This window comes from Bradyrhizobium tropiciagri (assembly GCF_001189845.1).
Taxonomy (GTDB): Bacteria; Pseudomonadota; Alphaproteobacteria; order Rhizobiales; family Xanthobacteraceae; genus Bradyrhizobium; species Bradyrhizobium tropiciagri.
Window position 1 is genome coordinate 73,120 of sequence record NZ_LFLZ01000031.1, and the last position, 23,481, is coordinate 96,600.

The window sequence follows — 23,481 nt, forward strand, 5'->3', positions numbered from 1 at the left end:
GAGTGAAAATCCATGGCCAGCACTCTGCCCGCCTCAGCCAGCGGGCTCTATGCCAATCCGCGCGAAGACTGGCTCGCCCAATACACCGAGGCGATTATCGATCCTGACAGGCCGATCGTCGATCCGCATCATCACCTCTGGGACCGCGGCGGCCTGCGCTATCTGATCGAGGAGATGCGCGACGACATCGCCTCCGGCCACAACATCGTGGCGACCGTCTATGTCGATTGCCGGTCGATGTATCGCGCCGACGGCCCGGAGGCGTTCCGCCCGGTCGGCGAGGTCGAGTTCGCCAACGGCGTCGCCGCGATGGCGGCGAGCGGCGGCTATGGCAAGACGGCGATCTGCGCCGGCATCGTCAGCCACGTTAACCTTCTGATCGGCGACCAGGCCAAGGCGGTGCTGGAGGCGGAGATTGTGGCCGGCAACGGCCGGTTCCGCGGCATCCGCCACTCCTCGGCCTGGGACGAGGACCCCAACGTCGCCCACATGTATGCCAATCGGCCGAAGGGCATCCTGCTCGACCCCACCTTTCGTAGGGGGTTCGCCTGCCTGGCGCCGCTCGGCCTCAGCTTCGATGCCTGGCTGTTCCACCCGCAGATCGGCGAGCTCACCGATCTCGCCCGCGCCTTTCCCGACACCAAAATCGTGCTCGACCATTGTGGCGGCCCGGTCGGCACCGGCCGCTTCGCCGGCAGGCGCGAGGAGACCTTTCCGGTCTGGAAGGCGTCGATCCAGGAGATCGCCCAATGCCCGAACGTCGTGGTCAAGCTCGGCGGGCTGGCGATGTGCCTGCTCGGCTATGACTTCCACCTGCGCCCGAGGCCGCCCTCGTCGGAGGAACTCGCCGCCGCCTGGCGGCCTTATGTGGAGACCTGCATAGAGGCGTTCGGGCCGAACCGTTGCATGTTCGAAAGCAACTTCCCACCTGACAAGGGACAGTGCAGCTATCAGGTGATCTTCAACACCTTTAAACGGCTTGCATCACAATATAGCGAAGCCGAGAAGACGGCGTTGTTCTTGAAGACGGCAAAGGATGTCTATCGGCTCGATATCGGGTAAGCTTCCGACTCATGGATGACGGCATCACCATCCGGCCGCTTCGAGAAGCTGATGCAGAAGCGGTGGTCGAACTTTACGCAAAGGCTGCTGCGGTGGAGCCGCGGCTAGGCCCTGTCACGCTGCCGCAATGGGACCAGTTCCTGAAGCTGCCGCAGAACCGTGGAGGCCGCGACTTCCGTATTGCCGAGCGGGACGGCCGGCTGGTCGGCCTCGCGGAGTCCTCGTCGCGTGACCAGGGCGCGCATCATTCCCGGTTCCTCAAGATCGTCGTGACGCCCGAGATGCGGCGCCGCCGGATTGGTCTCGCGCTGTTCGACGACGTGCTTGCGATCGACACGGACGCAAATCTCACCGTGCAGACGCTGGTGAGCAGCGACTGGCCGGCGGGAATGGCGTTCGTGGCGCCTTCGGCTTTGTTCATGTCGAATCCGAGATCGGGATGAAGTGCGTCGAGCCGTTGCAGCCGGCGCGCACCCTCGCGGCCGCCCGCGCCACCATCGAGCAGGTCTCAGACGTGACCGCCTGCGCGGCCGAGGTCGCTCGCATCCACAATGCCGCCTATGCCTCGGACGCCGCCTTCCGCCTGTACTCGCGGGAGGAGATGGCGCAGGTGCTGACCGAGACCGAAGTCTGGATCGCGTCGGAAGACGGACAGATGTCAGGCTTCTGCCTGACCGAGCCGGAGCGGAACTCGATGTGGATCGAGTCGGTCGCGGTCGATCCGGCGCGGCAGGGACGCGGGCTCGGCCAGCTCCTGGTCTACCGCGTGCTCAGCGCGCACGACGTGTCGGTCGAGCATCCCTGCTGGCTCAACGTCTCGAGCCGCAACGCCCCCGCGCTGAAGATCTACCGTCGGCTCGGCTTCCGGCCGCAGCACGAGACCTGCCGCTTCAGCGCCACGCGAGGCGAGCTGATCGCCGCGCGGGAGCGGCGGTTTCGTTAGCTCACCTGCAGCATTCGCCCGGTAACCAGAACCTAGCCCCGTCACCCCCGCGCAAAGGCTTCGCCTTTGTCGCTGGAGGTGCGAGCAGAGCGAGCCTCGAAGGGCGAACGGCCGGGCTCCCTCCTAGCCCACAGCAACATCCGGGCCGTGCATCCTTCGAGGCGCGCAAGAGCGCGCACCTCAGGATGACGGAACCAGGCCTCGGAGGACGGGCTAGTGAGGCCGTTAAGCCCACTCGCCCTTGCGGAACACCGGCACGCTGCGGCCGTCGGCGTGGATGCCGTCGATGTCGGTGTGGGCGGAGCCGATCATCCAGTCGATGTGGATCAGGCTCTTGTTGCCGCCCTGCTCGGCGATCTGCTGCGCCGTCAGCTTGTCGCCATTGACGAAGCATTTCGAGTAGCACTGGCCGAGCGCGATATGCGAGGCGGCGTTCTCGTCGAACAGCGTGTTGAAGAACAGCAAGCCGCTCTTCGAGATCGGCGAGGAATGCGGCACCAGCGCGACCTCGCCGAGGCGGCGCGCGCCCTCGTCGGTATCGAGCACCTTCTTCAAGACTTCCTCACCGCGCGAGCCTTGGCCTCGACGATGCGGCCTTCCTCGAACCTCACCGCGATATTGTCGATCAACGTGCCCTGATAGGACAGCGGCTTGGAGCTGATGACGTGACCGCTGACGCGGCGGCAGTGCGGCGTGGTGAAGACTTCCTCGGTCGGAATGTTGGCATTGCAGACAATGCCGTTCTTCGCGGTCGAGGCGCCGCCTTCCCATTCATGGCCGTCGGCAAGCCCGATGGTGAGATCCATTCCGGGGCCGGAATATTTCAGCGCGTGGAAGCGCTGGCCGTTCAACCATTCGGTGCGCTCGCGGAGTCTCGCATTGTGCTGCTCCCAATTGGCGACGGCGCCGTCCTGATCGACACGGGAGGCAGAGAAGATCGCATCCGCGAGCTTGGCCACCGCGACGTCCTCGGCATCGTCAGGGAATACCTGCTTGGCCCAGGACGTGCTCGGATAGGCGATGATGTTCCAGTTGGTGTCGAAATTGACGATCTTCTCCAGCGCCGGCTGGTAGGCGATCGAATTGGCCTTGCTGGCGCGCGCCACCTTGGTCGGGTCTTCGCCCGACAGCAGCATCGGATTGTCGCCGACGATCGCAAGCCGCGCAGTGTTGGCGCCGAACGCCTTCGCCATGCCCTCGTAGAGCCAGCCCGCGGCACGATCGAAGCTCGCATCGTTGCCGTAGCGGTAGCGCGCCAGCGTGAGCTCCTCGTCCGAGAAGAACGGGGTCACGAGACCCGCGCCGGCCTTGTAGGCATGCTCGACGACGCGCCGCACCAGCGGCATCGCGGCCGCGGGCGCCGTCAGCAAGAGATCCTGCCCCGGCTGCAGCTGCAGGCCGACCTTGATTGCGACTTCGGCGAGCCGATCGAGCTTCACGGGATCGATCGAGGCGGAAAGGTTGCGTTGATGTGCGGTCATGAAGCGTCCGGCCGTGTCGTTTGAGGGATTTTCAAGGATTCGTAGTCCAATTCGATCCGCATTCGCAAGGTTCCTGCCCGCCGCAGCCGATCACGCGACGGCGAGCGATTGCCGCGAATTTTACCGCTTCGCCGAGGCCAGGACCCGGTCGACCATCTCGGGCGCGAGGCCGAGGTAGTTTTTCGGTGCGGTGAGGCGGTCGATTGTCGCCCGGTCGATCCGGCTCGCGACGCGCTGATCCGCCGCCAGCACCTCCGCCAGCGTCAGGCCCTTGTCGTTGGCGGCGCGGCAGGCGTCGTAGACCACGTCATGCGCCTCCTGCCGGCCGATCGCGGGTGCGAGACCCATCATCACGGCTTCGGCGACGATCAGGCCGCGGCTGATGTCGAGATTGTCGGCCATCCGCTTCTCGTCGACGATCAGGCCGCCGAGCGCGAATCTGGCCTGGTGCAGCGCGCCTGCGCTGAGCACGAAACTTTCCGGGATCGCCATCCACTCGGCGTGCCACGGGCCGGTGGCGCGTTCGAAATCCTGCACCATCGCATCGAGCATCAGGCCGGCATGCTGGCGCACCGCCTTGGCGGCAGCGAGCATCAGCTCCGACGAGATCGGATTGCGCTTCTGCGGCATGGTCGAGGACGCGCCGCGTCCCTTCACGAACGGCTCATAGACCTCGGCGAACTCGGTCGACGCCATGATCATGATGTCGAGCGCGATCTTGCCGAGCGTGCCCGTGACCAGCGCGAGGAAGTTCACCGCCTCCGCCAGAGCGTCGCGCGCGACGTGCCAGGTGGAGACGGGAACGCCGAGGCCGAGTTCCTCGCACAGCGCCTGCTGGACGTCGAAACCCCTGTCGCCCAGCGAGGCCAGCGTGCCGGCGGCACCGGCGAACTGGCCGACCAGCACCCGCGGCTTCAGCTCCGCCAGCCGCGCGGCATGGCGATCGAAGGCGGCGAGCCAGATCGCGGTCTTGTAGCCGAAGGTCACCGGCAGAGCCTGCTGCAGATGGGTGCGGCCAGCCATCGGCGTGTCGCGGTATTTTTTCGAGAGATCGGTCAGGATGCCGCGCAATGCGGCGATGTCGCCCTCGATGATCTTGAGACCGTCGCGCAGCTGCAGCACCACGGCGGTATCCATGATGTCCTGCGTCGTGGCGCCCCAATGGACGTAGCGGCCGGCCTCGCCGCACTGCTTCGCCATCTGATGCACCAGCGGCAGGATCGGGTAGCCGACCACGTCGGTCTCCTGCCGCAGCAGGTCGAAATCGAACGCGGCGACATCGGTTCGCCCAGCGATCTCTTCCGCGGCTTGTACCGGGATGACGCCGCAGCGCGCTTCGGCCTTCGCCAGCGCGACTTCGACCTCGGCATAGCGCGCGATCAGCCGCAGGTCGGAAAACACCTCGCGCATCTCGCTTGTGCCGAAGGCATCGCGAAACAGCATGGAATCGAGCACGGTGGTCGAAGTCGGGAAGGCGGACATCGGGAAGGCAGGCATGGGCGGATCCTGTTGCCGGTCGCAGTCGGCAATTTGCCTATCACGCCGCAGGCCCGTGCCCTATCCCTCAAGCGGCGCCTCGCCGAACACCTCGGCTGCGATCTTGCTGGTCTCGATCGCGGCCGGAATGCCGCAATACATCGCGACCAGCAGCAGCACGTCCTGCACCTGGGCGGCGGTGCAGCCATTGGCCAGCGCGCCCTTGGCATGAACGCGGAACTCGGCGGGCTTGCTGCTCGCGGCGGTGATGCCCAGCATCACGAGGCTGCGGATCTGGTCGGACAGCCCGCTGCGTTCCCAGACGTCGCCATAGACGTAGGCGTTGATGATGTTTTGCAGCGGCGTGCCAAAATCGCCCGCGGCCGCCATCCGCTTGGCGACATCGCCCTCGCCGAACATCTTCTGGCGCCGGCGCAGCCCGCGCGCATGGAGATCGCTGATGTCCACCATCGTCGTCTGGCTCCCCGATATGGGCTATTTATACGGATAAATATGGCACGCCTCAATATTTGGATAGGCCTCGAGCTTGCATTCCCGACGTATTTGTCCGTATAAATTTATCAAAACGAACAGGGAGGGGATCGGGATGACGTCACGGCTGGGGCTGCTTGCCGTCCTGCTCCTTTGCGCGCTTTCGGCCTTCCCGACGCACGCCGCGGACGATTTCCCGCAACGGCCGCTCAAGATCATCGTGCCCTTCCCGGCCGCGCCGGCCCCGACAATGTCGCCCGCCTGGTCGGCCAGCATCTGCAGGACGCGTTCGGCCAGACCGTGCTGATCGAGAATCGCGCCGGCGCGCTCGGCAGCATCGGCGCCCAGGAAGTCGCCCGCAGCGCGCCCGACGGCTACACGCTGCTGATGGGCACCAACACCACCCATGCCAGCAATGTCGCGACGCTGAAGAGCCTGCCCTACGACCCGGTGAAGGATTTTGCGCCGGTCATCCGCACCACCACCACGGCAATGGTGCTGCTGGTCAACCCGAAGCTCGCGGCCAAGGACCTGCCGCAGTTCCTAAGCTACGCCAAGGCCAATCCCAATCTGACCGCAGGCTACGGCTCCGGCGCGTCGCAGATCTCGATCGCGCAGCTGCAATCGCGTGGCGGCCTGTCGCTGATCGCGGCCTCCTACCGCGGCGTGCCGCAGGCGATGACCGACGTGATGGCGGGGGTGATCGACCTGACCTTCGGCGATTTCTCGGTCGCGATCCCGCAGATGCAGGGCGGCACCTTGCGCGGGATCGCCGTGACATCAGCCGCCCGCAACGAGCTTACGCCCGGCCTGCCCGCGCTTTCCGAAGCGATGCCGGGCTTCGAGGCCACGATCTGGTACGGGCTGTTCGCGCCCGCCGGCACGCCGGAACCGGTGGTCAACAAGATCTACGCCGAGTGCGCGAAGTACCTCGCGATGCCGGAGACCAGGAAGAAGCTCGCCGATGTCGGCGTGATGGTGGCGCCGCTGACGCCCGCCGAGTTCGGCGCCTTCGTCAAGAGCGAGGTGGTGCGCTGGTCGGCGGAGGTGAAGGCGGCCGGCATCCAGCCGCAATAGCGCGAAGCGGCGGCGCATCATGGCTCGCGAGACACCTGTCGGCATGATCGGCCTGGGGCTGATGGGATCGGCGCTTTCGGCGCGGCTGATCGACGCCGGCGTCGGCGTGATCGGTTTCGACGTCGATGCCGCGAAGACCGATGGCTTGAGGGCCAGCGGCGCCGAGTTCGCGGCCTTCGCCGCCGACGTCGCGGCGCGGTGCCGGACCATCGTGATCGCCGTGTACGACGCCGCAGAGGTCAAGGGCCTGCTGCCGGACCTTGCGAACGCTGCGCTGCCGCCGCTCGTGATCTGCACCACCACCTGCGCGCCGGGCGAGATCACCGCGATCGCCGAATTCGCGGCGCGTTCGCGTCTTGCTTTCATCGAAGCGCCGATCTCGGGCACCAGCGCCGACGTCCGCTCGGGCACAGCCACCGCGCTGGTCGCGGGCGATCCCAACGCTATCGCAGCCGCCGCGGCGACGCTCGACATCCTCTGCCCGCAGCGGATCAATGTCGGCGCAATCGGCAATGCCAGCCGCACCAAGCTCGCCATCAACCTGATCCTGCAGAATAACCGCGCCGCCTTGGCCGAGGGCATCGCACTTGCCGAGGCGTTCGGCCTCGACGGCGCGGCCTTCCTTGCGACCGCGCGGCAATCGGCGGCATATTCCAAGGTGATGGACAGCAAGGGACCGAAGATGCTGGCGCGGGATTTCTCGCCGCAATCGCATATCGCGCAGACCTTGAAGGACGCCGAGCTGATCCTGCGCGAGGCCGGCCGGCACGGCCTGCCCTTGCCGCTGACGTCAGCGCAGGCCGAGTTGCTGCGCGCGGCGATCGCGCTTCTGGGCCCGGACAGCGACAGCGCCGCCGTGATCGAGGCGATTCGGGCCGGACACAGCCGAGATAAGGACCATTCATGATCAATTGTGCGATCGCGGGCCTCGGCCGCTGGGGCCGCGCGCTGGTCGAGGCTGCGCAGGGCGAGCCGCGGCTGAGGATCACAAGCGCGGTGGAACCCGATGTCAGCAGCGCCGCGGGCTTTTGCGCAGCGCATGACCTGTCCCTCGCCGCGAACCTGGACGATGTCCTCACCGATCCCGGCATCGACGCCGTGCTGCTGGCAACACCGCATTCGCTGCACAAGCGCCAGGTGATCGCGGCAGCCGGCGCCGGTAAGCAGGTGTTTTGCGAGAAGCCGCTGGCGCTTCGGCACGGCGATGCGGCCGAGATGTTCGCGGCCTGTCGCAATGCCGGCGTGACGCTCGCGGTCGGGCATAACCGAAGGTTCTGGCCATCGATGCAGGCAGTGCGTGCGATTGTCGCCAGCGGCGAGCTCGGAACGATCCTGCATGTCGAGGGCCACAACAGCAACGAGAACTCGCAGGCCATCACGCAGGGCTGGCGGCTGTCGCCCGAGGAGTCGCCCGGCGGCGGGCTGACCGGCGCGGGCCTGCATGTGCTCGACGGCTTCGTCAGCCTCCTTGGTCCTGCCCGACAGGTTTATGCCCGGTTGAGTGAACGCGCGGCGGGACCGCCGCCGCTCGACACTGCAACTTTAGCGATTGAATTTGTGAATGGCGTGAGTGCAACCCTTGCGACGATCCGCGCAACACCGTTCTATTGGCGCGTGCATGTGTTTGGGACAAAGGGATCCGCAGAGGTGCTCGACGAAGGGACGATGGTGCTACGGACATCCGGCGATGCGCCCGCGACGACGCGCTTTCCCGCGGTCAACACGCTCACCGCGGAACTCGCGGCCTTTGCCGACGCGGTCGAACGCAAGCAGCCGTTCCCGGTACCGGAAGCCGACGTGCTGGCGACGCTCGCCGCGTTCGAAGCCGCGCTGCAGTCGATGCAGTCTGGACATCCGGTCACCTGCCATATGGCACCAGTGATCTGCCATGTCTGAACAACCGGACAGGGCGAGATCGTCCCGCTATCGCGACATCGCCACCGGGCTGCAGAAGGACATCCGTCTCGGCACCTACGCGGTCGGCAATCTGCTGCCGACCGAGACCGAGCTGATGGCAAGCTATCAGGCGAGCCGCCAGACCGTGCGCGAGGCGCTGCGCATCCTGATCGACCAGGGCCTGATCGTGCGCCGCGCCGGCCTCGGTTCGGTGGTGATCGCCTCCGAGCCGCCGGTGCTGTTCACCCACAGCGTCAAGTCGCTCGGCGAATGGCTGCGCTATTCCAACGAGACCTATCGCGACGTGGTCGCCAGCAGCGACATCGTCGCCGACCGCAAGCTGGCTGCGCTGCTGAAATGCGAGCCCGGCAAGAGCTGGTTCCTGATCGAGGCGGTACGCCGCTCCGACCAGTTCGCCGCCCCGCTCGGCTGGACCGAGATCTACGTGCTGCGCCGATTCGCCGATGTCGTGACCCGCAGCGACCACGGCCGCACCCCGGTGCACGAGCAGATCGCCAAGATGTATGGCCAGGTCACCGAGCGTGCGCAGATGGAAATCTTCGTGCGGGGGATGCCGGCGCCGATTGCCAAGGCGCTCGGCGTCAAGACCGGATCGCCGGCGCTCACCGTGGTCCGCCGCTACTACGGCCTGCGCGAGGAACTGTTCGAGGTCACCATCACCACGCACCCGGAAGGGCGCTACACCTACACGATGGATATGCAGCGCTCGCTGCGGCCGAAGCTCTAGGCGGGCCTTTCGCTCTACCGCACCCGCGCCAGATGCGTGGGGGCAGAGGTATGTGCCATCTGCGGGGTGCCGCTCACGCCCCAGATCACGACCGCGATCAGCGCGGCCGCCCAAACATATGGCACAGCATTCGGCTTCTTCATTTCCGGGATCACCCCAACGTCTCGGCAGGACCGACCGGCCTCGCGACCTCCGTCGTGAATCTCACGACCGCAGTCGTCAGCGTCTCACCAGGCAGCCGCTCTTCACAACGCTACTAAGGTTAGACCTTGTCGGTTTCAGGACGTCTTCATGCGATTCCGGAAATGATTTCGTGGGAACCGGGCTCTCTCATCCGAATTGATGAGACCGCAAGCCTGGACCGTATTCGACTCCATCAGAGCCAAGGCTTGAGTCGAGGCTTGAGTGCTGGGGATGCCGCGGAGAATTTCCTGCTCAAATTAGAGTCAGATGCACAACAAACATTCCAAACGACGCCCGCTGAATTCTTTTTGATTGTCGCCGCGACTCCAGCCGTGGCATGCCTGCGCCTGTGACACTGTGATGACAAGGTTCTCCCGTGACTGCCCAACCGGCTAAACCGCAAGGCGGCTCCCGCCGCCATTCCCAGCAAACCCAGGACGAGGTTGCGCGGTCGCTGGAACGGGAGCTGAGGTTCTTGACCGAAGAGCGCGAGGAGCGCGCGCTGCGGCTCGGGCTCGACATTTCGGCCAAGACGCCGAAGACCGACCACTAGGGTCTGCTACCGCGCCTCGATGCGTCGCTTCTGACTCGACCTGTCAAACAGCCTGCTCAGTGTCATCGCCCGGCTCGACCGGGCGATCCAGTATCCCAGAGACGGCATTGCTTGAGCCGAGCGGCCGCGGCGTACTGGATCGCCCGGTCGAGCCGGGCGATGACAGCGCAGCGCGCACACAACTCCTCCCGCGGGTCGTCCATCGCCTCAGAGTTCTCCAGGCGATCAGGCGGCGCTGTAGCCGCCGTCCACCACATGCGACGCGCCCGTCATGAAGGACGCCTTGTCCGAGCACATCCAGACCACCGCTTCGGCGATTTCCTCCGGCACGCCCAGGCGACGTACCGGCACCTTGGCGATGATCTCGTCGTAACGTTCGTCCATCGTTTCCTTGGTCATCGGCGTCTTGATGTATCCGGGATTGACGCAATTCACACGGATGCCGTCCTGGGCATATTCGATCGCAGCAGACTTGGTCAGCCCGACGACACCGTGCTTGGTCGCGACATAGTGCGCCGACGTCGCGAGGCCGACCAGCCCGGCGATCGAGGCGGTGTTGACGATCGCGCCGCCACTACCCTGCTTGAGCATCTGCGCGACCTCGTATTTCAGGCACAGGAACACGCCCATCAGATTGACCGAGAACATCTTCGCCACTGACGGCTGCGTGAGCTCATGAATGCGTTGGCCGGGCGGGCCGACGGAGCGCCCGGCCACGCCGGCATTGTTGAACGCGCAATCGATGCGCCCAAACGCCGAAACCGTGCGTGCCACCATGTTCTCGACATCGGCCTCGTCGGTGACGTCGCCCTGGATCGCGATCGACTGGCCGCCCGCGGCGTTGATCAGGGCGACCGTCTCGTCGATGCCATCCTTCGAGAGGTCGGACACCGCCACGCGCGCCCCTTCGCGCGCCATGGCAATCGCGGTTGCCCGGCCAATGCCGGAGCCGCCGCCGGTCACCAACGCAGCCTTGCCGTCCAGAATGCCTGCCATGGGGAACTCCTTCAGCGCGGTTAGCGCTTGCCTTCAATTGCAATCTCGACGAGGTAGGGCCGCTGCGCTGCCACGGCCTTTGCAACGGCACCGGCGATGTCGTCGGCCTTCTCGACTCTCACCGCCTCGACACCCATGCCGGCTGCGAGATGCACGAAGTCGAGCACGGGGCCGGTGATATCCATGTTCTGATAGGGATGCTGGGTGCCGGCTTCGAAGTTCTGGCGCCAGACATCCACATTGTGCTTGAGGATGCGGTACTCGCGGTTGGCAAGCACCACGAACACGATCGCAAGCTTGTGGTGCGCGGCGGTCCACAGCGCCTGGATCGCGTACATCGCCGAGCCGTCGCCCGAGACGGCGACCACCGAACGGTCCGGCATTGCGACCTTGACGCCGATCGCACCGGCAAGGCCCTGCCCGATGCCGCCGCCACGGCCGCCGAAATAATCGCCGAAGCCGCGATAATCGAAGGCGCGCGCGAGATCGAGGCTCGCCGTGATGCTTTCATCGACGATCACGACATCATCGGGCAAACCGCGACGAAGCTCCGCGGTGACGCGCGGCATCGAGCTCGGCTCCCGGTTCCAGCTTTTCTCGACACGGGCGCGATAGGCCTCTTTCTCCTTCGCCTGTAATGCGGCCAGCGCGGCATTGCGGCGTTGCGCAGCCTGCCTGAAGTCCGCACCCGCCTTCGCACGCAACGCTTCCGTCAGAGCAGCGAGGCTGACGGCGATGTCGCCGACGATGCCGGCATCGAGCCGGTTGTTGAGCGCGAGACGCTCGGCCGAGGCCTCGATCTGCAGCAAGGACGCGCCGTCGGGAATGTGGCCGCCGGGCGCAAACCAGATGTCCTCAAAGAACGGACCGCCGATCAGCAGCACGAGATCGGCTTCGCCGAGCGCCTTCCGCACCTGCCGGGCGTCGCCCGGCAGTGACTGACGATAACTCGGATGGCTGGTCGGGAACGACGCGTGATGGCGCAATCCCTCGAACCACACCGTGGCGCCGAGCGCTTCCGCCAGCGTCACCAGCGCCTGCTCGCCGCCTGACCGTGCCACGTCGTCGCCGGCGATGATGGCCGGATTTTTCGACTTCAGGAGTAGCGCGGCCAGCGCCTCGATGCCTGCCGGATCGGGACGCGTCGATCGCCACAAATGATCCGGCGTCGACGCATCGACCGCGGTTTCCTGCTCCAGGACGTCGATCGGCAGCGAGACGAACACCGGTCCCTGCGGCGCATCGGTCGCCACCTTGAACGCGCGTCGCATGATCGGGGCGATCTCGTCGGCGCGCTCGATCTGCACGCTCCACTTCGTCACGGGTGCGGCCATCGCGACGAGATCATGGCCGAGCAACGGATTGTTGAGCCGCATCCGCGTATCCTGCTGGCCGGCCGTCACCACCACAGGCGAGTTTGCATTCAGCGCGCCGTAGAGCGAACCGATGCCGTTGCCAAGGCCCGGAGCGACGTGCAAATTGGCAACGGTGACGCGCCCCGACGCCTGCGCGTAGAAACTGGCGGCGCTGACGGCGACACCTTCATGCAGCGCCATGATGTATTCGAGTTGCGGAAATGCCGGCAAACTGTCGAGCAGCGGTGTTTCCGTCGTGCCGGGATTGCCGAAGATATGGCGCACGCCGTGCGACACGAATGACTCCATCAGCACACGACGCCCACGCATTCGCTTCCTCTCGATCGGTTTTGATCCGTTTTGCGCATCATCAGCCGCGGATCGGCCCATGGCAACCGTGCGGGACGGTTGGCGTGCGCGCGGCCGGCTGCGTCTTCCGCATGGCTTCAGCGCGCGAAGGCGCATCGCGCGGTCGACATCATTCCGCGACGCGGCAATGACACGGAACGAAGTTGGCAACCGGCAATACCGGCGTCAGGTCCGGCGCTCGTCGCGCTATCGCGAGCTCTCCACGAACGCAACCGGCGTGCCCTTGGCGACACCGGCCGCAACGCGGAGCGCATCCCAGTTCGTGAGCCGGACGCAGCCATGGGATTCGGCCTTGGAGATCTTGCCGGGATTGGGGGTGCCGTGGATGCCGTAGCCTTCCGCCGAGAGGTTGATCCAGACCACGCCGACCGGGTTGTTCGGGCCGGGCTTGATGGTGAACGGCCTCTTCGATTTGACGCCCTTGAACTTGTATTTTGGATTGTAGCGATAGGTCGGATTCTTGTTGATCGCCGTCACCTTCAGCGTGCCGCTCGGCGTCGGCTTCTCCGTGCTGCCGACCGTTGCGGGATAGAAGGCGATGAGCTTCCCCGTGGCATCGAAGGTCCGCAGCGTCTGCCGCGTCTTGTCGACCTCGGCACGCGCGACCGGCGCCGGCTTTTCGGTGTCGAGCACGTTCGCAACCGCAACGCTGTCACCGGGCTTGTCGAACTTTTGGCCTGGATTGAGTGCCTGCAGCAACGCCTCGCTCATGTGGAATTTCTCGGCGAGCGATTCGCGAGGGCTTGTGTAGTTCAGCGCCGGCAGGTCCTTCATGCTCTCCATCTTCGCGGGGACCCTGCTCAGGAACGGACCTTTCACGTCGGCATCGGCAATCGTGTAGGTGATGATCGCGGCGCCTTCGCTGGCAGCGACGAGCCTGGTCCAGAGATCCGCCGTCACCGCCTTGTCGAAGGACAATCCATTGGCCTCGGCGAACGCCGCGAGCGCCTTCTGCGCGTTCTCGCCGAGCTTGCCGTCGATTTCCCCGGGGGAGAAATGCGCACGATCGAGCAGGATCTCGAGCCTGGCAATGGAGGGGCTGGGCTGTTGGCGGTCCGGCAATCTTGCCGGCGGCGCCGCGGCGTCATTGATCGAAGCGGCATCGAGACCCGCTGCAACCACGGGCGTGGTCGACAAAAACAAGAGTGCAGCGGCAAAGCGTGCAAAGGCAAAACGTCGGAACATCGCGCATCCCAACATGGCCACCTTCCGTCAAGCCACGGAAGGCCGCGAAGTTCCAACATGTCTTTCGCTGCACTGCGTGGGCAGCAGAAGGCGCCCGAGGCGGTCGAGAGCTTCGTTGCCACCGCGCCGCGATGCGTCACGTTCCGCGTGACTGCCGCTCAGACTCATTTCCGCTCAAGAAGGCGGTGACTGACGTGGATTTGCTGTGGATCAGCGACGGCGCACTGCGGAAGCTGTGCGAACGCAATCCAGGACTGTCGCTGTATTTCCTGCGACTGACGGCGACCCGGATGACGGAAAATGCAGCCCGCACAATCGGAGTTGCCGGAGCCTTGCGACGATGACGCCAACCTTGCGTCAAGACGGCGCGAAGAAAAAACGCGCCGCTCGTCAATCCTACGGCGCGGACGACGCCGCAAGGTTCGGCAGCGGCGCGAACTGCATCTCTGCGACGGCCGAGCCTGCATAGGCACTGGCGATCAGGATCATGACTCGAATGGCGACGAACATGGTGGCCTCCTCAGTCTTTTTCTTGACCCCTTGATGCCAGAGACTCCTTGCAGGCTGGTGAGGAAAGCTGGTTGCCGCAACCTTGAAGGCGTTGGTAAGCGAACGGTTTATGCATCGCGTTCACCAAGCGGGAACCGTACTGGCCGATCGATCCGACAGCTAAACGCGCGGTTCACCGTCGCCGGGCATTGTTCGCCTCAATCAAGAAGGCGCAAGCACAATGCCGATTTCCAGGACGATCCTTGTTGTCGTATCGATTTTTCTTGCCGGTTTGTACGTCTACGATACCTGCCGCAGCGACAGCATCCCTTTGGCGATTCCGGTAAACGACATCATCGCACGGCGGTGGCCGGAACCGGATGCGTTTCGTTCGACCTCGGCCGCGGTTTCCACGGCCGCTACCGAGGCGACTCCGGCGGCGCGCGTTAGGGAAACGTTTGCGATGTTTCTCGCCAGGGACGCGCGGCGCCACACCATGCAGCGCAGTCTCTGAAGCCCGGTCTCTGAAGCTCGGTCAGCCCAGGGATACGCCGGCCTTGGCGCGGCTGATTCCGAGCGTCACGATCCGGTTCAACAGACCCGGGTAATCGAGCCCGTCATGCCCGGCGGCCGTCGCGAACTCCTGGCTCTTGGCGATCTCGGGATTGGGATTGGCTTCGATGAAATACGGCACGCCATTGGTGGAGAGGCGGAAGTCGATGCGCGCGTAGCCGTCGAGCCCCAACGTCCGGTAGATGCGTTTCGCCAGCCGCTGAATATGGGCGGATAGTTCCGGCGTGAGGTCGTCGGCCGGGCCATCCGCAATCCCGATGCGCTCCTGATAGCTGGTATCATGCTTGGCCTTTTCGGTCGCGATATGCCGCGCGCCGGGGCCGCCCATGCTGCCGAATTTCAATTCCCACACCGGCAGCACCCGCAGCCGGTTGTTGCCGAGCACGCCGACATAGAGCTCGCGGCCCTCGATGAACTGCTCGGCGATGGCGGCCGTTCCGATCCGCTCATGGATGAAGGCGACGCGCTCCGCGAGCTTCTCGTCGGTATCGACGATCGACGCTTGCGAGATGCCCAGCGATCCGTCGCTGCTCAGGCTCTTGACGATCAGCGGCAGCTCAAGACGCGGCGGGCGCTTGACCTTGCGGCGCATCGGGAACACGGCGAAGGCCGGCACCGGGACCCGGCGATGATGCACCAGCGTCTTGGACAGATCCTTGCCGCGCGCCAGGATCAGGCCGCGCGGGTTGCACCCGGTGTACGGGATCTTCATCAGCTCGAGATAGCTCGCGATGTGCTGGTCATACACGACGTCGTAGTGAAACTCCTCCAGCAGCGTGAACACGATGTGCGGCTTGAAGCCTTCGATCTCGTCGCGCACCGGCTTGATTTCCTCCTGCACGCCGAGCGGGCGAACCTCATGGCCCGCCGCGCGCAGCGTGCTCACGACATCGTATTCGGTCTTCCACTCATTGATCTCCCGCGCGGAGTATCCATCGCTGCTATCGGGCGGCACACAGTCGGGGTGCATGAGCACCAGGATGCGAAAGTGTTTCATAGCGCGATCCATTTACGGCGCGACGGGCCGAACAGCGCGTGCATGGTCTTGGCGGTCAGCAGGATGATGAAATTGGTCACGAGCTTATGCTCGGGGCCGACGGCACGCAAATTGAGCTCGCGGCAGCGCGAGATCATGTCGTCGAGCACGGCATCGAGCGTCAGCTGATTCTCGCCGGTCCAGCGCGCGACCAGCTGCCTGATATGAGCACGATGCCGCCTGATGAACACCGCAGCCGGCTGATACCGCTGATGCCGCGGGTCGGCGGAGAACAGCTTGGACAGATCGCGGTCATAGGTCTTCGGCGGCGTGAACGCGTAGAACGCCTGCTTCTTCTTGTAGTGCTCGCCGAGCGTCTGCTTGAGCTGACGCAGCGGATCGACGCGCTCGCGCGTCGCAAGCAGCGGGCGCTTGCCGGCGATCTCGCCCATCAGCTCGTCGACATATTCGAGCTTCTTCAGCGCCGGCCAGCCGGCATACCGCGTCCGCCAGTTCGAGCGCGGCCGCAGCCACACCGCGAAGGTCTCGGCGAAATCCTCGTCCGGATGGCTCTGTGCGTACCAGAGCCGCAGATGCTGGACATAATTGCGGCTGGCCGGATTGGGCCGATAGTAGCGCGGGTAGTGTTGCGACGACGGACCGAACAGCTGCTGCCAGCGCCGGCGGCGTTGCAACTGGTAGCCGTGCTGCACGGCGTGGCCCGCCTCGTGGCGGAGAATGGCCATGCACTCGGACCACGAGGCGCCTTCGACGTCGAGCATCATCTTCTTCTCGAGCTTCATCAGGCGGGGATGGGCAAGATAGAACGGAATCGCGATGCCGGGCACATCCGCCGGGCTGAACCATTCGCTCGATATCCAGGTGTGCGGCCGCAGCCGGATGCCGCGCTCTTCGAGCTCCTCGTAGAGCGTGCTGACACAATCCGCGAGCCAGGTGCCTTCGACCGCAACCCTCAGACTGCTGAGGCGCTGCTGGAGCAGCTGCTCGTCCGTGAGGTTCTCCCAGGCATATTTGCGGCGCGGCATAGGCTTCCAAAGTCAAAAACAAACCGGAATCGGGATGGTGTCATAGGTTGCAGCCGGCAACAACCGCCGGGCCTTTGCGGGAGGGCCTAGCGCGGTCAGCGCGGCCGCGAGCGACCGGCAGCCGGCGCGGCAAGACCGAGCGGCCGACCCTCCATTGGTCGGGTCGCAGCTCCCGATCGCCGGCAAGCGACTGCGCAGTTTCTGCTATGGTCGGCCGTTATTCCGAGGGGCTATTTCTGGGGGCGAGAATGGATTATCGGCGGCGGCTGCTGTTTCACGGCATGGCCTTGTTCCTGATCGGGCTGTTGACCGGCCTTGCCGAGCAACACTTCACCAATGTGCGGATGGCGCTCGCGGCGCATCTCGAAGGCGTGATGAACGGCACCTTCCTGCTCGCGGTCGGGGCAATCTGGAGCGAGGTCAGGCTGGCGTCCGGCCCGCGCGCTTTCGCCTACTGGGCGCTGCTCTGCGGGACCTATGGCAACTGGGCCGTGACGACGCTCGCCGCCATGCTCGGGACCGGCGCGCTCTCGCCGGTCACTGCAGCCGGACGCGGTGCCGCGCCGTGGCAGGAGACGCTGGTGACGGCGGGATTCATCTCGATCGGCCTTGCGATCATCGCGGCATCGGTGCTGTTGCTGTGGGGGCTGCGCGGCAAGGCGGCGCTGGTCGGACCTAACGCTTAACCCAGCGCTGCACGGCCGCAGTGGTGTCGGTCGGATTGGTGGTGAAGCGCCGGCTACGCGATCGATGGACCTGAGCTCAAGGCCTTCGTCCGTGATCCCGAAGCCGTCAGCGCCGCTCGTGGCCCTGCGCCGCGCGTGCAGCGGCGGCGGCGCGGCGCTTGAGGAACTCACGCTCGCGCGCGTTGCCGGCCAATGCGGCGGCGGCCTCGAACGCCGTGTGCGCCTCCGCGAAGCGGCTCAGGCGATGCAGCAGATCGCCGCGCACACTCGGCAGCAGATGATAGGATTTCAGCGCCGGTTCCTCGGCGAGACCGTCGACGATCGCAAGCGCGGCCTGCGGCCCTTCCGCCATGCCGATCGCAACCGCGCGGTTGAGCTCGATGATGGGCGAGTCGAGCAGCGCGGCGAGATCGCCGTAGAGCGCGGCGATGCGGCGCCAGTCGGTCGCGCCGGGCGCATCGGCTTCGGCGTGACACGCGGCGATCGCAGCCTGCAGCGCGTAGAAGCCGCCGGCGCCGCCGAGCTCGCGGGCGCGCGCCAGCGCGAGCTGCCCGCGGCGGATCTGCAGGCGATCCCACAGCGCGCGGTTCTGGTCCATCAGCAGGATCGGCTCGCCGGCCGCATCGACGCGCGCCGCCATCCGCGAGGCGTTGAACTCCATCAGCGCCAGCAGGCCGTGCGCCTCCGGCTCCGACGGTGCGATCGAGGTCAGCACGCGGCCGATCCGCAGTGCCTCGTCGCAGAGCTGCGGCCGCAGCCATTCGTCGCCGCGCGCAGCGGTGTAGCCCTCGTTGAAGATCAGATAAGCGACCTCGAGCACCGAGGCGAGCCGCTCGGACAGCGCCGCGCCGCGCGGCGTCTCATAGGCAAGGCCGGATTCCGACAGCGTGCGCTTGGCGCGCACGATGCGCTGAGCGATGGTCGCTTCCGCCTGCAGGAAGGCGCGCGCGATCTCCTCGGTGGTGAGGCCGCAGATCATCCGCAGCGCCAGCGCGGCGCGCGCCTCGCGCGACAGCAGCGGATGGCAGGCGGTAAAGATCAGCCGCAGCAATTCATCACCGATATCGTCGTCGAGCGCGGAATCGAAATCGGGCATGGTCTCCTGCTCCCGCGCCAGATCATGCGCCAGCATGCCGTGCTTGCCGGTCAGCATGCTGTTGCGCCTGATGTGATCGAGCGCACGCCGCTTGGCGGTCGCCATCAGCCAGGCGCCCGGCTTCTCCGGCACGCCGTCGGCGGGCCAGTGCTCGAGCGCGGCGACCAGCGCTTCCTGGGTCAGATCCTCGGCGAGCGGCACGTCGCGCAGCATCCGCGACAGGCTGGTGATCAGCCGCGGCTGCTCGATGCGCCACACCGCAAGGATCGTGGCCTGGATGTCGGCGACCGTCATCGCCGCCGACCTGTATTGTGGCCTGGACGCGCTGTCTTCACGCGAACCAGAGGCCGCTTCGCCTGAAAGCGCCCTGTCCGCTACGCATCAAGCGCTGCGGACACATCGACCTGGCAGGCGCCGTCGACGCCCATGGCGGCGAAGGGGCGAACCTCGCAGGTCCCCTCCCAGCCCGGCATATGCTCCTTGTGCAGCTGCATGAACTCCACGGCGGCAGCCACCGCCTCTTCCTTGTTGCGCAGCTCGAAGATCGCGTAGCCGCCGATCATCTCCTTGGTCTCGACGAACGGACCGTCGATGACGTTGAGCTTGCCGTCGGTGATGCGCACCCGGGCGCCCATCGCGACCGGCAGCAGCCCGCCGGTGTCGATCATGCGGCCGGCCTTGATCTCGCGCTCGGCGAGCTTGCCCATCGCCTCCATCAGGGCCGGCGTCGGCGGCCCGGGGGGCTGCGGGGAGGTGACGATATACATGAATCGCATCGGAAAACTCCTGTGGGCGAGAAGCGGCGATGATCGCCGCAAAGACCGGCTCGCTATTGGTGACGACGATCCGGCGCGAACCGGATCGACATGGGGTGGGGAATTATTTTCGGGCTAGACGACGGAACCGGGCAAACTGCGGACGCATCGGCGGCGCGCCCCCTTCCCCTTTACAGCCGCCGCGGATGCGCGGGGCCAAAAATATCGAAAACAACCCCATGCAAAGCAGCCGGCGGGCTGCCGGCGTCCGACACCAGCACCTTGACACGTCGGGCAAATCAGGGACATATTTCCAATATTCCGAAATTGTGTAAGCGCCCGTCGCTTGCAGGTTGGGGTGGGGCTCTCTCCACGAGTCACCTGGTGGAGAGAACTCCGACCCGGGATCGCGTCCATGATGCGATCCGGATGCCCCTTCCCCGTCATCCCCGCGCAAAGGCTTCGCCTTTGTCGCTGGAGGTGCGAACCTTGCGGCGCAATCGCGCCGCTGGACGAGCCTCGAAGGGTGCACGGCCCGGCTGGTGGCCGTCGATCCTTCGAGACGCGCTGACGCGCTCCTCAGGATGACGGGAAACTAGATTCGCAAGCGGGAGAGGCGAAATAGGAGCCCCCTCACTGCTCCCGCAGCATGATCAGCGGGTCGGCGCTGTCGGGGACGCGGCGCCACTGGGCGTTGTCGTCGGCCTCGAATTGCCAGGTCTCGCCCTTGGCCGACATCAGGATCATCTGGCCGTGATCGAGCCGCCACGTCGTCGGGTTGAAGGCCGCGACCGCGGGATCGCATTTGCCTTTCATGAACACCTGGAAATTGTCGTTGCCGGCGTCGGTGTTGGTCAGCACCAGGGCGCAGATCGCCTGGCCGTTGCCGCGAACCATCGACCAGTCGCCGATCATCTGGTCCATCGATTTGGCGAGCGAGCGCGCCGCGGCGAGATTTTGCAGGATGTAGACGCCCTCGTTGGTGCGCATGCCCTCGAAGATGCCGGTCTCGACCTCGGTGAAATCGATCACGGCCTCGCCGGCCGCGTTGTGCAGCCGCACGATGTCGCCGAGGCCCTTGATGCTCCAGCCGGCGATGTCCTTGGTGAAGGGCAGCGCGGCGGCGCAGGCCGGCTCGAGCTCGAGCTTGAAACCTTGCGGGGTCGCATCGCTCTTCAGCGTCACGACGCAGGTCTTGCTGCGCTCGGTGGTGGCGAGCTCCCACTGCCCGATCATGTCCTTCTTCAACGTCGTGACATCCTGCGCGGCGGCCGGACCGGATGCGGCCAGCAGCGCGAGCAGAGCGACGTTGAAGCGGGACAATGCCATCAGCGATCCCTAACCGGCGTCTCGGCAACCGGCGTCAGCGGCGGTTTGCCGGCGAACCAGTTCGTGATGTTGTCGACCACGAGCTGGTCCATCGCATTGCGCGTCACCACCGAGGCCGAACCGATATGCGGCAGCAGCACGACGTTCTGCATCGCCTTCAGCTCGTCCGGCACGTTCGGCTCGGCCGCGAACACGTCGAGACCGGCGGCGAGGATGGTGCCGGATTTCAGCGCCGCGACCAGCGCCGGCTCGTCGACGACAGAGCCGCGCGCGACATTGATCAGCACGCCGCGCGGGCCGAGCGCCTTGAGGACGTCGGCATTGATCATCTTCGCCGTCGAGGCGCCGCCCGGCACGATGACGATCAGGGTATCGACCGCCTTCGCCATCTCGATCAGGTCGGGATAGTGCTTGTAGGAGACGTCCTTGGACGGATTGCGCGAGTGATAGGACACCGGCACCCGCGAGGCTTCGAGACGCCGACCGATCGCCTGGCCGATGCGGCCCATGCCGACGATGCCGATCTTGCGGTCGCGCAGCGAACCGACGCTGAGCGGATAATTCTGGGTCTGCCACAGGCCGGAGCGCACGTAGCGATCGGCCTTGACGAATTCGCGCAGCGTCGCGATCAGCAGCCCCATCGCGACGTCGGCGACCTCCTCGGTCAGCACGTCCGGCGTGTTGGTGACCACGATATTGTGATCGCGCGCATAGGCGGAATCGACGTGGTCGTAGCCGACGCCGAAGCTGCCGACGATCTCGAGCTTCGGAAACAGCGCCATCGCGGTCTTGTCGGTCGCCATCGTGTGATAGGTGACGGCGATGCCGCGGATCTTGGCCATCGTGTCGGGCGTCAGGCGCTCGAGGTCGCCGCGGCTCTCGGCCTTGTGCAGCACGTATTGGTCGGAAAAGCCGTTTTCGAGGATTGGCCGGATCGGTCCATAAATCAGCAGATCGATCTTTTCGGAAGAAATCGGGGCCATCAACTTTCCTTTCCTAACGCGCTCTCATGCCAACGCCGCAACAACCGGTGCGAAACTAGCGCCAGCACCCCATAGATGACAATCCCGGCCAGCGATAGCAGCAGAAGTGCTGCGAACATGCGGGGAATATTCAGCCGGTAGCCAGATTCAGCGATCCGAAACGCAAGGCCCGAGCCGGCGCCGGCGCTACCTGCCGCGATCTCCGCGACCACGGCGCCGATCAGCGACAGCCCGCCGGCGATGCGGAGGCCGCCGAGGATGTAGGGCAGCGCCGCGGGCAGCTTCAGGAACAGCAGCGTCTGCAGCCTTGACGCGCCATAAAGTTGAAACAATCCGGCGAGGTTGCGATCGACCGAGTTGAGCCCGAGCGTGGTGTTCGACAGCACCGGAAAGAACGCCACGATCCAGGCGCAGACGATCACGGCGGTCTGCTGCTGCAGATAGATCAAGAGCAGCGGCGCGATCGCGATCACGGGCGTGACCTGCAAGACCACCGCATAGGGAAACAGCGAATATTCCAGCCATTTCGACTGGTTGAACAGCAGCGCCAGCACGACGCCGCCGACCGCGGCGGCAACGAAACCTTCAAGCGTGGTCAGCAGCGTGACGCCGAGCGATTGCGACAGGATCGGCCAGTCCGCAAACATCGTCTTCAGCACCAATAGCGGGCTCGGCAGCACGTAGGGCTGGATACCATAGGCGCGGACGATCGCTTCCCAGAGCACGAGCCCCGCGGCAAACACCGCGACAGGAAGCAGAAAGCGGATGAGGTCCTGCGGAGACTTCATGCGCCCGCCTGCCCTTTATAGGATGGCGCCAGCGCATGCGAGACCTCGCGGCAGAACGCGGCATATTCGGCCGAGGTGCGGAACTCCTCGCCGCGCGGCTCGGCCGATGCAATGCGAAACTCGGCGCCGATCCGGCCCGGACGCGCCGTCATCACGATCACGCGCTCCGAGAGATAGACCGACTCGAACACCGAGTGCGTCACGAAGATGACGGTCTTGTGCAAGTCACGCCACAGCGATAAGAGATCGTTGTTGAGGCGAAAGCGCGTGATCTCGTCGAGCGCCGCGAACGGCTCGTCCATCAAGAGGATATCCGGATCGGTCACCAGCGCGCGCGCCAGCGACACCCGCATCTTCATGCCGCCGGACAATTCGCGCGGATAGGCGCCGGCGAACTCCGCCAGCCCGACCTGATCGAGCGCAGCATCGATGCGCATTTCGGCGTCAGCCACCGGCGCACGGGCAAGCTTCAGCGGCAGGCGGACATTGTCGCGCACGGTAGCCCACGGCATCAGGGTCGGCTCCTGGAACACGAAGCCGATCCTGTGGCTGCCGCGCCGCTCGGTGTCGTGATGCGCGAGCTCGACCGTGCCTGTGCTCGGTGCGGCGAGGCCTGCGATAATTCGCAGCGCAGTGGATTTGCCGCAACCGGACGGCCCGAGCAGCGAGACGAACTCGCCGCGTTTGACATCGAGGTCGAGCGGCCCGAGCGCCATCACACCGCTATCATAGGTCTTGGTGACGCCGCGCAGGCGCACGGCTGGGCCACGGGCATCGGTTTCCGGCACGATGCTCTCTACCATCGACGGCTGGATTTTGCTGAGCGCGATCGTGCCGCGGGGAACACCTCTCCCCACCGGGGAGAGGTCGGCGCGAAGCGCCGGGTGAGGGGGCGCAGGTCCCACGAGAGAGCGTCACCCCTCACCCGGATCGCATCTGACGAT

The 23,481-nt window shown here is 65.5% G+C and carries 23 protein-coding genes and 1 pseudogene; 10 read left to right on the top strand and 14 right to left on the bottom strand.

What is annotated here, in order from left to right; genetic code table 11:
* The first annotated feature begins 12 nt into the window (after window positions 1–12).
* From AKN84_RS23790 to AKN84_RS23800, 3 genes are read left to right on the top strand one after another with little or no spacing between them, the layout of a single operon-like run.
* Window positions 13–1,062 carry an amidohydrolase family protein gene (locus AKN84_RS23790; protein WP_050423030.1) on the top strand — a complete coding sequence of 350 codons (1,050 nt, stop codon included), beginning with the start codon at window positions 13–15 and terminating at the stop codon, window positions 1,060–1,062.
* 11 nt (window positions 1,063–1,073) lie between these two features.
* A complete protein-coding gene (locus AKN84_RS23795; RefSeq protein WP_050423031.1) occupies window positions 1,074–1,505 on the top strand; it encodes a GNAT family N-acetyltransferase in 432 nt (143 codons plus the stop codon).
* Window positions 1,502–2,005, top strand: a complete 504-nt coding sequence (locus AKN84_RS23800) for a GNAT family N-acetyltransferase (protein ID WP_050423032.1) — start codon at window positions 1,502–1,504, stop codon at window positions 2,003–2,005. Before AKN84_RS23795 ends, AKN84_RS23800 begins: the two co-directional genes overlap by 4 nt.
* 225 nt (window positions 2,006–2,230) lie before the next feature.
* Here AKN84_RS23800 and AKN84_RS23805 read toward each other — a convergent pair.
* From AKN84_RS23805 to AKN84_RS23815, 3 genes and pseudogenes are all read right to left on the bottom strand, one after another.
* Window positions 2,231–3,486: pseudogene (locus AKN84_RS23805) on the bottom strand (aminopeptidase).
* Window positions 3,487–3,606: 120 nt separating this feature from the next.
* Entirely contained in the window at window positions 3,607–4,968 is a 1,362-nt protein-coding gene (locus AKN84_RS23810; protein ID WP_050423056.1) for a class-II fumarase/aspartase family protein, read from the bottom strand.
* Between the two features lie 75 nt (window positions 4,969–5,043).
* Window positions 5,044–5,433, bottom strand: coding sequence for a carboxymuconolactone decarboxylase family protein (locus AKN84_RS23815; RefSeq protein ID WP_050423033.1), 390 nt, complete (start codon window positions 5,431–5,433; stop codon window positions 5,044–5,046).
* Between the two features lie 174 nt (window positions 5,434–5,607).
* Between AKN84_RS23815 and AKN84_RS23820 the strand changes: the two genes are divergently transcribed.
* The 5 genes from AKN84_RS23820 to AKN84_RS48125 all read left to right on the top strand — a co-directional run bounded on the left by AKN84_RS23820 (window position 5,608) and on the right by AKN84_RS48125 (window position 9,911).
* Window positions 5,608–6,531 (top strand): Bug family tripartite tricarboxylate transporter substrate binding protein, encoded by a 924-nt coding sequence (locus AKN84_RS23820; protein ID WP_244485447.1) that lies wholly within the window; start codon window positions 5,608–5,610, stop codon window positions 6,529–6,531.
* A gap of 19 nt (window positions 6,532–6,550) precedes the next feature.
* Window positions 6,551–7,438 carry an NAD(P)-dependent oxidoreductase gene (locus AKN84_RS23825; RefSeq protein ID WP_128971098.1) on the top strand — a complete coding sequence of 296 codons (888 nt, stop codon included), beginning with the start codon at window positions 6,551–6,553 and terminating at the stop codon, window positions 7,436–7,438.
* A complete protein-coding gene (locus AKN84_RS23830; protein WP_050423035.1) occupies window positions 7,435–8,427 on the top strand; it encodes a Gfo/Idh/MocA family protein in 993 nt (330 codons plus the stop codon). Before AKN84_RS23825 ends, AKN84_RS23830 begins: the two co-directional genes overlap by 4 nt.
* Window positions 8,420–9,175 carry a GntR family transcriptional regulator gene (locus AKN84_RS23835; RefSeq protein WP_050423036.1) on the top strand — a complete coding sequence of 252 codons (756 nt, stop codon included), beginning with the start codon at window positions 8,420–8,422 and terminating at the stop codon, window positions 9,173–9,175. Before AKN84_RS23830 ends, AKN84_RS23835 begins: the two co-directional genes overlap by 8 nt.
* A 559-nt stretch (window positions 9,176–9,734) precedes the next feature.
* On the top strand, window positions 9,735–9,911 hold the full coding sequence (locus tag AKN84_RS48125) for a hypothetical protein (protein WP_167351868.1): 177 nt from the start codon (window positions 9,735–9,737) through the stop codon (window positions 9,909–9,911).
* A 225-nt stretch (window positions 9,912–10,136) separates the two neighbouring features.
* On the opposite strand, the gene AKN84_RS23845 is transcribed toward AKN84_RS48125, so the two are convergent.
* The 3 genes from AKN84_RS23845 to AKN84_RS23855 all read right to left on the bottom strand — a co-directional run bounded on the left by AKN84_RS23845 (window position 10,137) and on the right by AKN84_RS23855 (window position 13,816).
* Window positions 10,137–10,907: an SDR family NAD(P)-dependent oxidoreductase gene (locus AKN84_RS23845; protein WP_050423038.1), complete on the bottom strand. Its 771-nt coding sequence runs from the start codon at window positions 10,905–10,907 to the stop codon at window positions 10,137–10,139.
* Between the two features lie 20 nt (window positions 10,908–10,927).
* Window positions 10,928–12,592 (bottom strand): thiamine pyrophosphate-binding protein, encoded by a 1,665-nt coding sequence (locus tag AKN84_RS23850; RefSeq protein ID WP_128971099.1) that lies wholly within the window; start codon window positions 12,590–12,592, stop codon window positions 10,928–10,930.
* Between the two features lie 225 nt (window positions 12,593–12,817).
* A complete protein-coding gene (locus AKN84_RS23855; RefSeq protein WP_050423040.1) occupies window positions 12,818–13,816 on the bottom strand; it encodes a L,D-transpeptidase family protein in 999 nt (332 codons plus the stop codon).
* 730 nt (window positions 13,817–14,546) lie between these two features.
* On the opposite strand from AKN84_RS23855, the gene AKN84_RS23860 reads away from it, so the two are divergent.
* Window positions 14,547–14,819: a hypothetical protein gene (locus AKN84_RS23860; protein ID WP_050423041.1), complete on the top strand. Its 273-nt coding sequence runs from the start codon at window positions 14,547–14,549 to the stop codon at window positions 14,817–14,819.
* 21 nt (window positions 14,820–14,840) lie between these two features.
* Here AKN84_RS23860 and AKN84_RS23865 read toward each other — a convergent pair whose 3' ends face one another.
* Together AKN84_RS23865 and AKN84_RS23870 are read right to left on the bottom strand one after the other, a co-directional pair.
* Window positions 14,841–15,875: a D-alanine--D-alanine ligase family protein gene (locus AKN84_RS23865; protein WP_050423042.1), complete on the bottom strand. Its 1,035-nt coding sequence runs from the start codon at window positions 15,873–15,875 to the stop codon at window positions 14,841–14,843.
* Window positions 15,872–16,900: a putative zinc-binding metallopeptidase gene (locus AKN84_RS23870; protein ID WP_050423043.1), complete on the bottom strand. Its 1,029-nt coding sequence runs from the start codon at window positions 16,898–16,900 to the stop codon at window positions 15,872–15,874. Before AKN84_RS23870 ends, AKN84_RS23865 begins: the two co-directional genes overlap by 4 nt.
* Before the next feature lie 248 nt (window positions 16,901–17,148).
* On the opposite strand from AKN84_RS23870, the gene AKN84_RS23875 reads away from it, so the two are divergent.
* On the top strand, window positions 17,149–17,586 hold the full coding sequence (locus tag AKN84_RS23875; protein WP_050423044.1) for a styrene oxide isomerase: 438 nt from the start codon (window positions 17,149–17,151) through the stop codon (window positions 17,584–17,586).
* 106 nt (window positions 17,587–17,692) lie between these two features.
* On the opposite strand, the gene AKN84_RS23880 is transcribed toward AKN84_RS23875, so the two are convergent.
* The 6 genes from AKN84_RS23880 to AKN84_RS23905 form a co-directional block, all read right to left on the bottom strand.
* Complete coding sequence (locus tag AKN84_RS23880; protein ID WP_050423045.1) at window positions 17,693–18,976, bottom strand: RNA polymerase sigma factor; 1,284 nt, start codon at window positions 18,974–18,976, stop codon at window positions 17,693–17,695.
* 80 nt (window positions 18,977–19,056) lie between these two features.
* Window positions 19,057–19,458, bottom strand: coding sequence for a YciI family protein (locus tag AKN84_RS23885; RefSeq protein ID WP_050423046.1), 402 nt, complete (start codon window positions 19,456–19,458; stop codon window positions 19,057–19,059).
* Between the two features lie 612 nt (window positions 19,459–20,070).
* On the bottom strand, window positions 20,071–20,766 hold the full coding sequence (locus AKN84_RS23890) for an AprI/Inh family metalloprotease inhibitor (RefSeq protein WP_050423047.1): 696 nt from the start codon (window positions 20,764–20,766) through the stop codon (window positions 20,071–20,073).
* A complete protein-coding gene (locus tag AKN84_RS23895; RefSeq protein WP_050423048.1) occupies window positions 20,766–21,749 on the bottom strand; it encodes a 2-hydroxyacid dehydrogenase in 984 nt (327 codons plus the stop codon). Before AKN84_RS23895 ends, AKN84_RS23890 begins: the two co-directional genes overlap by 1 nt.
* Window positions 21,749–22,537 (bottom strand): ABC transporter permease, encoded by a 789-nt coding sequence (locus tag AKN84_RS23900; RefSeq protein WP_050423049.1) that lies wholly within the window; start codon window positions 22,535–22,537, stop codon window positions 21,749–21,751. The genes AKN84_RS23895 and AKN84_RS23900 overlap by 1 nt, the downstream gene beginning before the upstream one ends.
* Window positions 22,534–23,340 (bottom strand): ABC transporter ATP-binding protein, encoded by an 807-nt coding sequence (locus tag AKN84_RS23905; RefSeq protein WP_050423050.1) that lies wholly within the window; start codon window positions 23,338–23,340, stop codon window positions 22,534–22,536. Before AKN84_RS23905 ends, AKN84_RS23900 begins: the two co-directional genes overlap by 4 nt.
* Window positions 23,341–23,481: the final 141 nt, after the last annotated feature.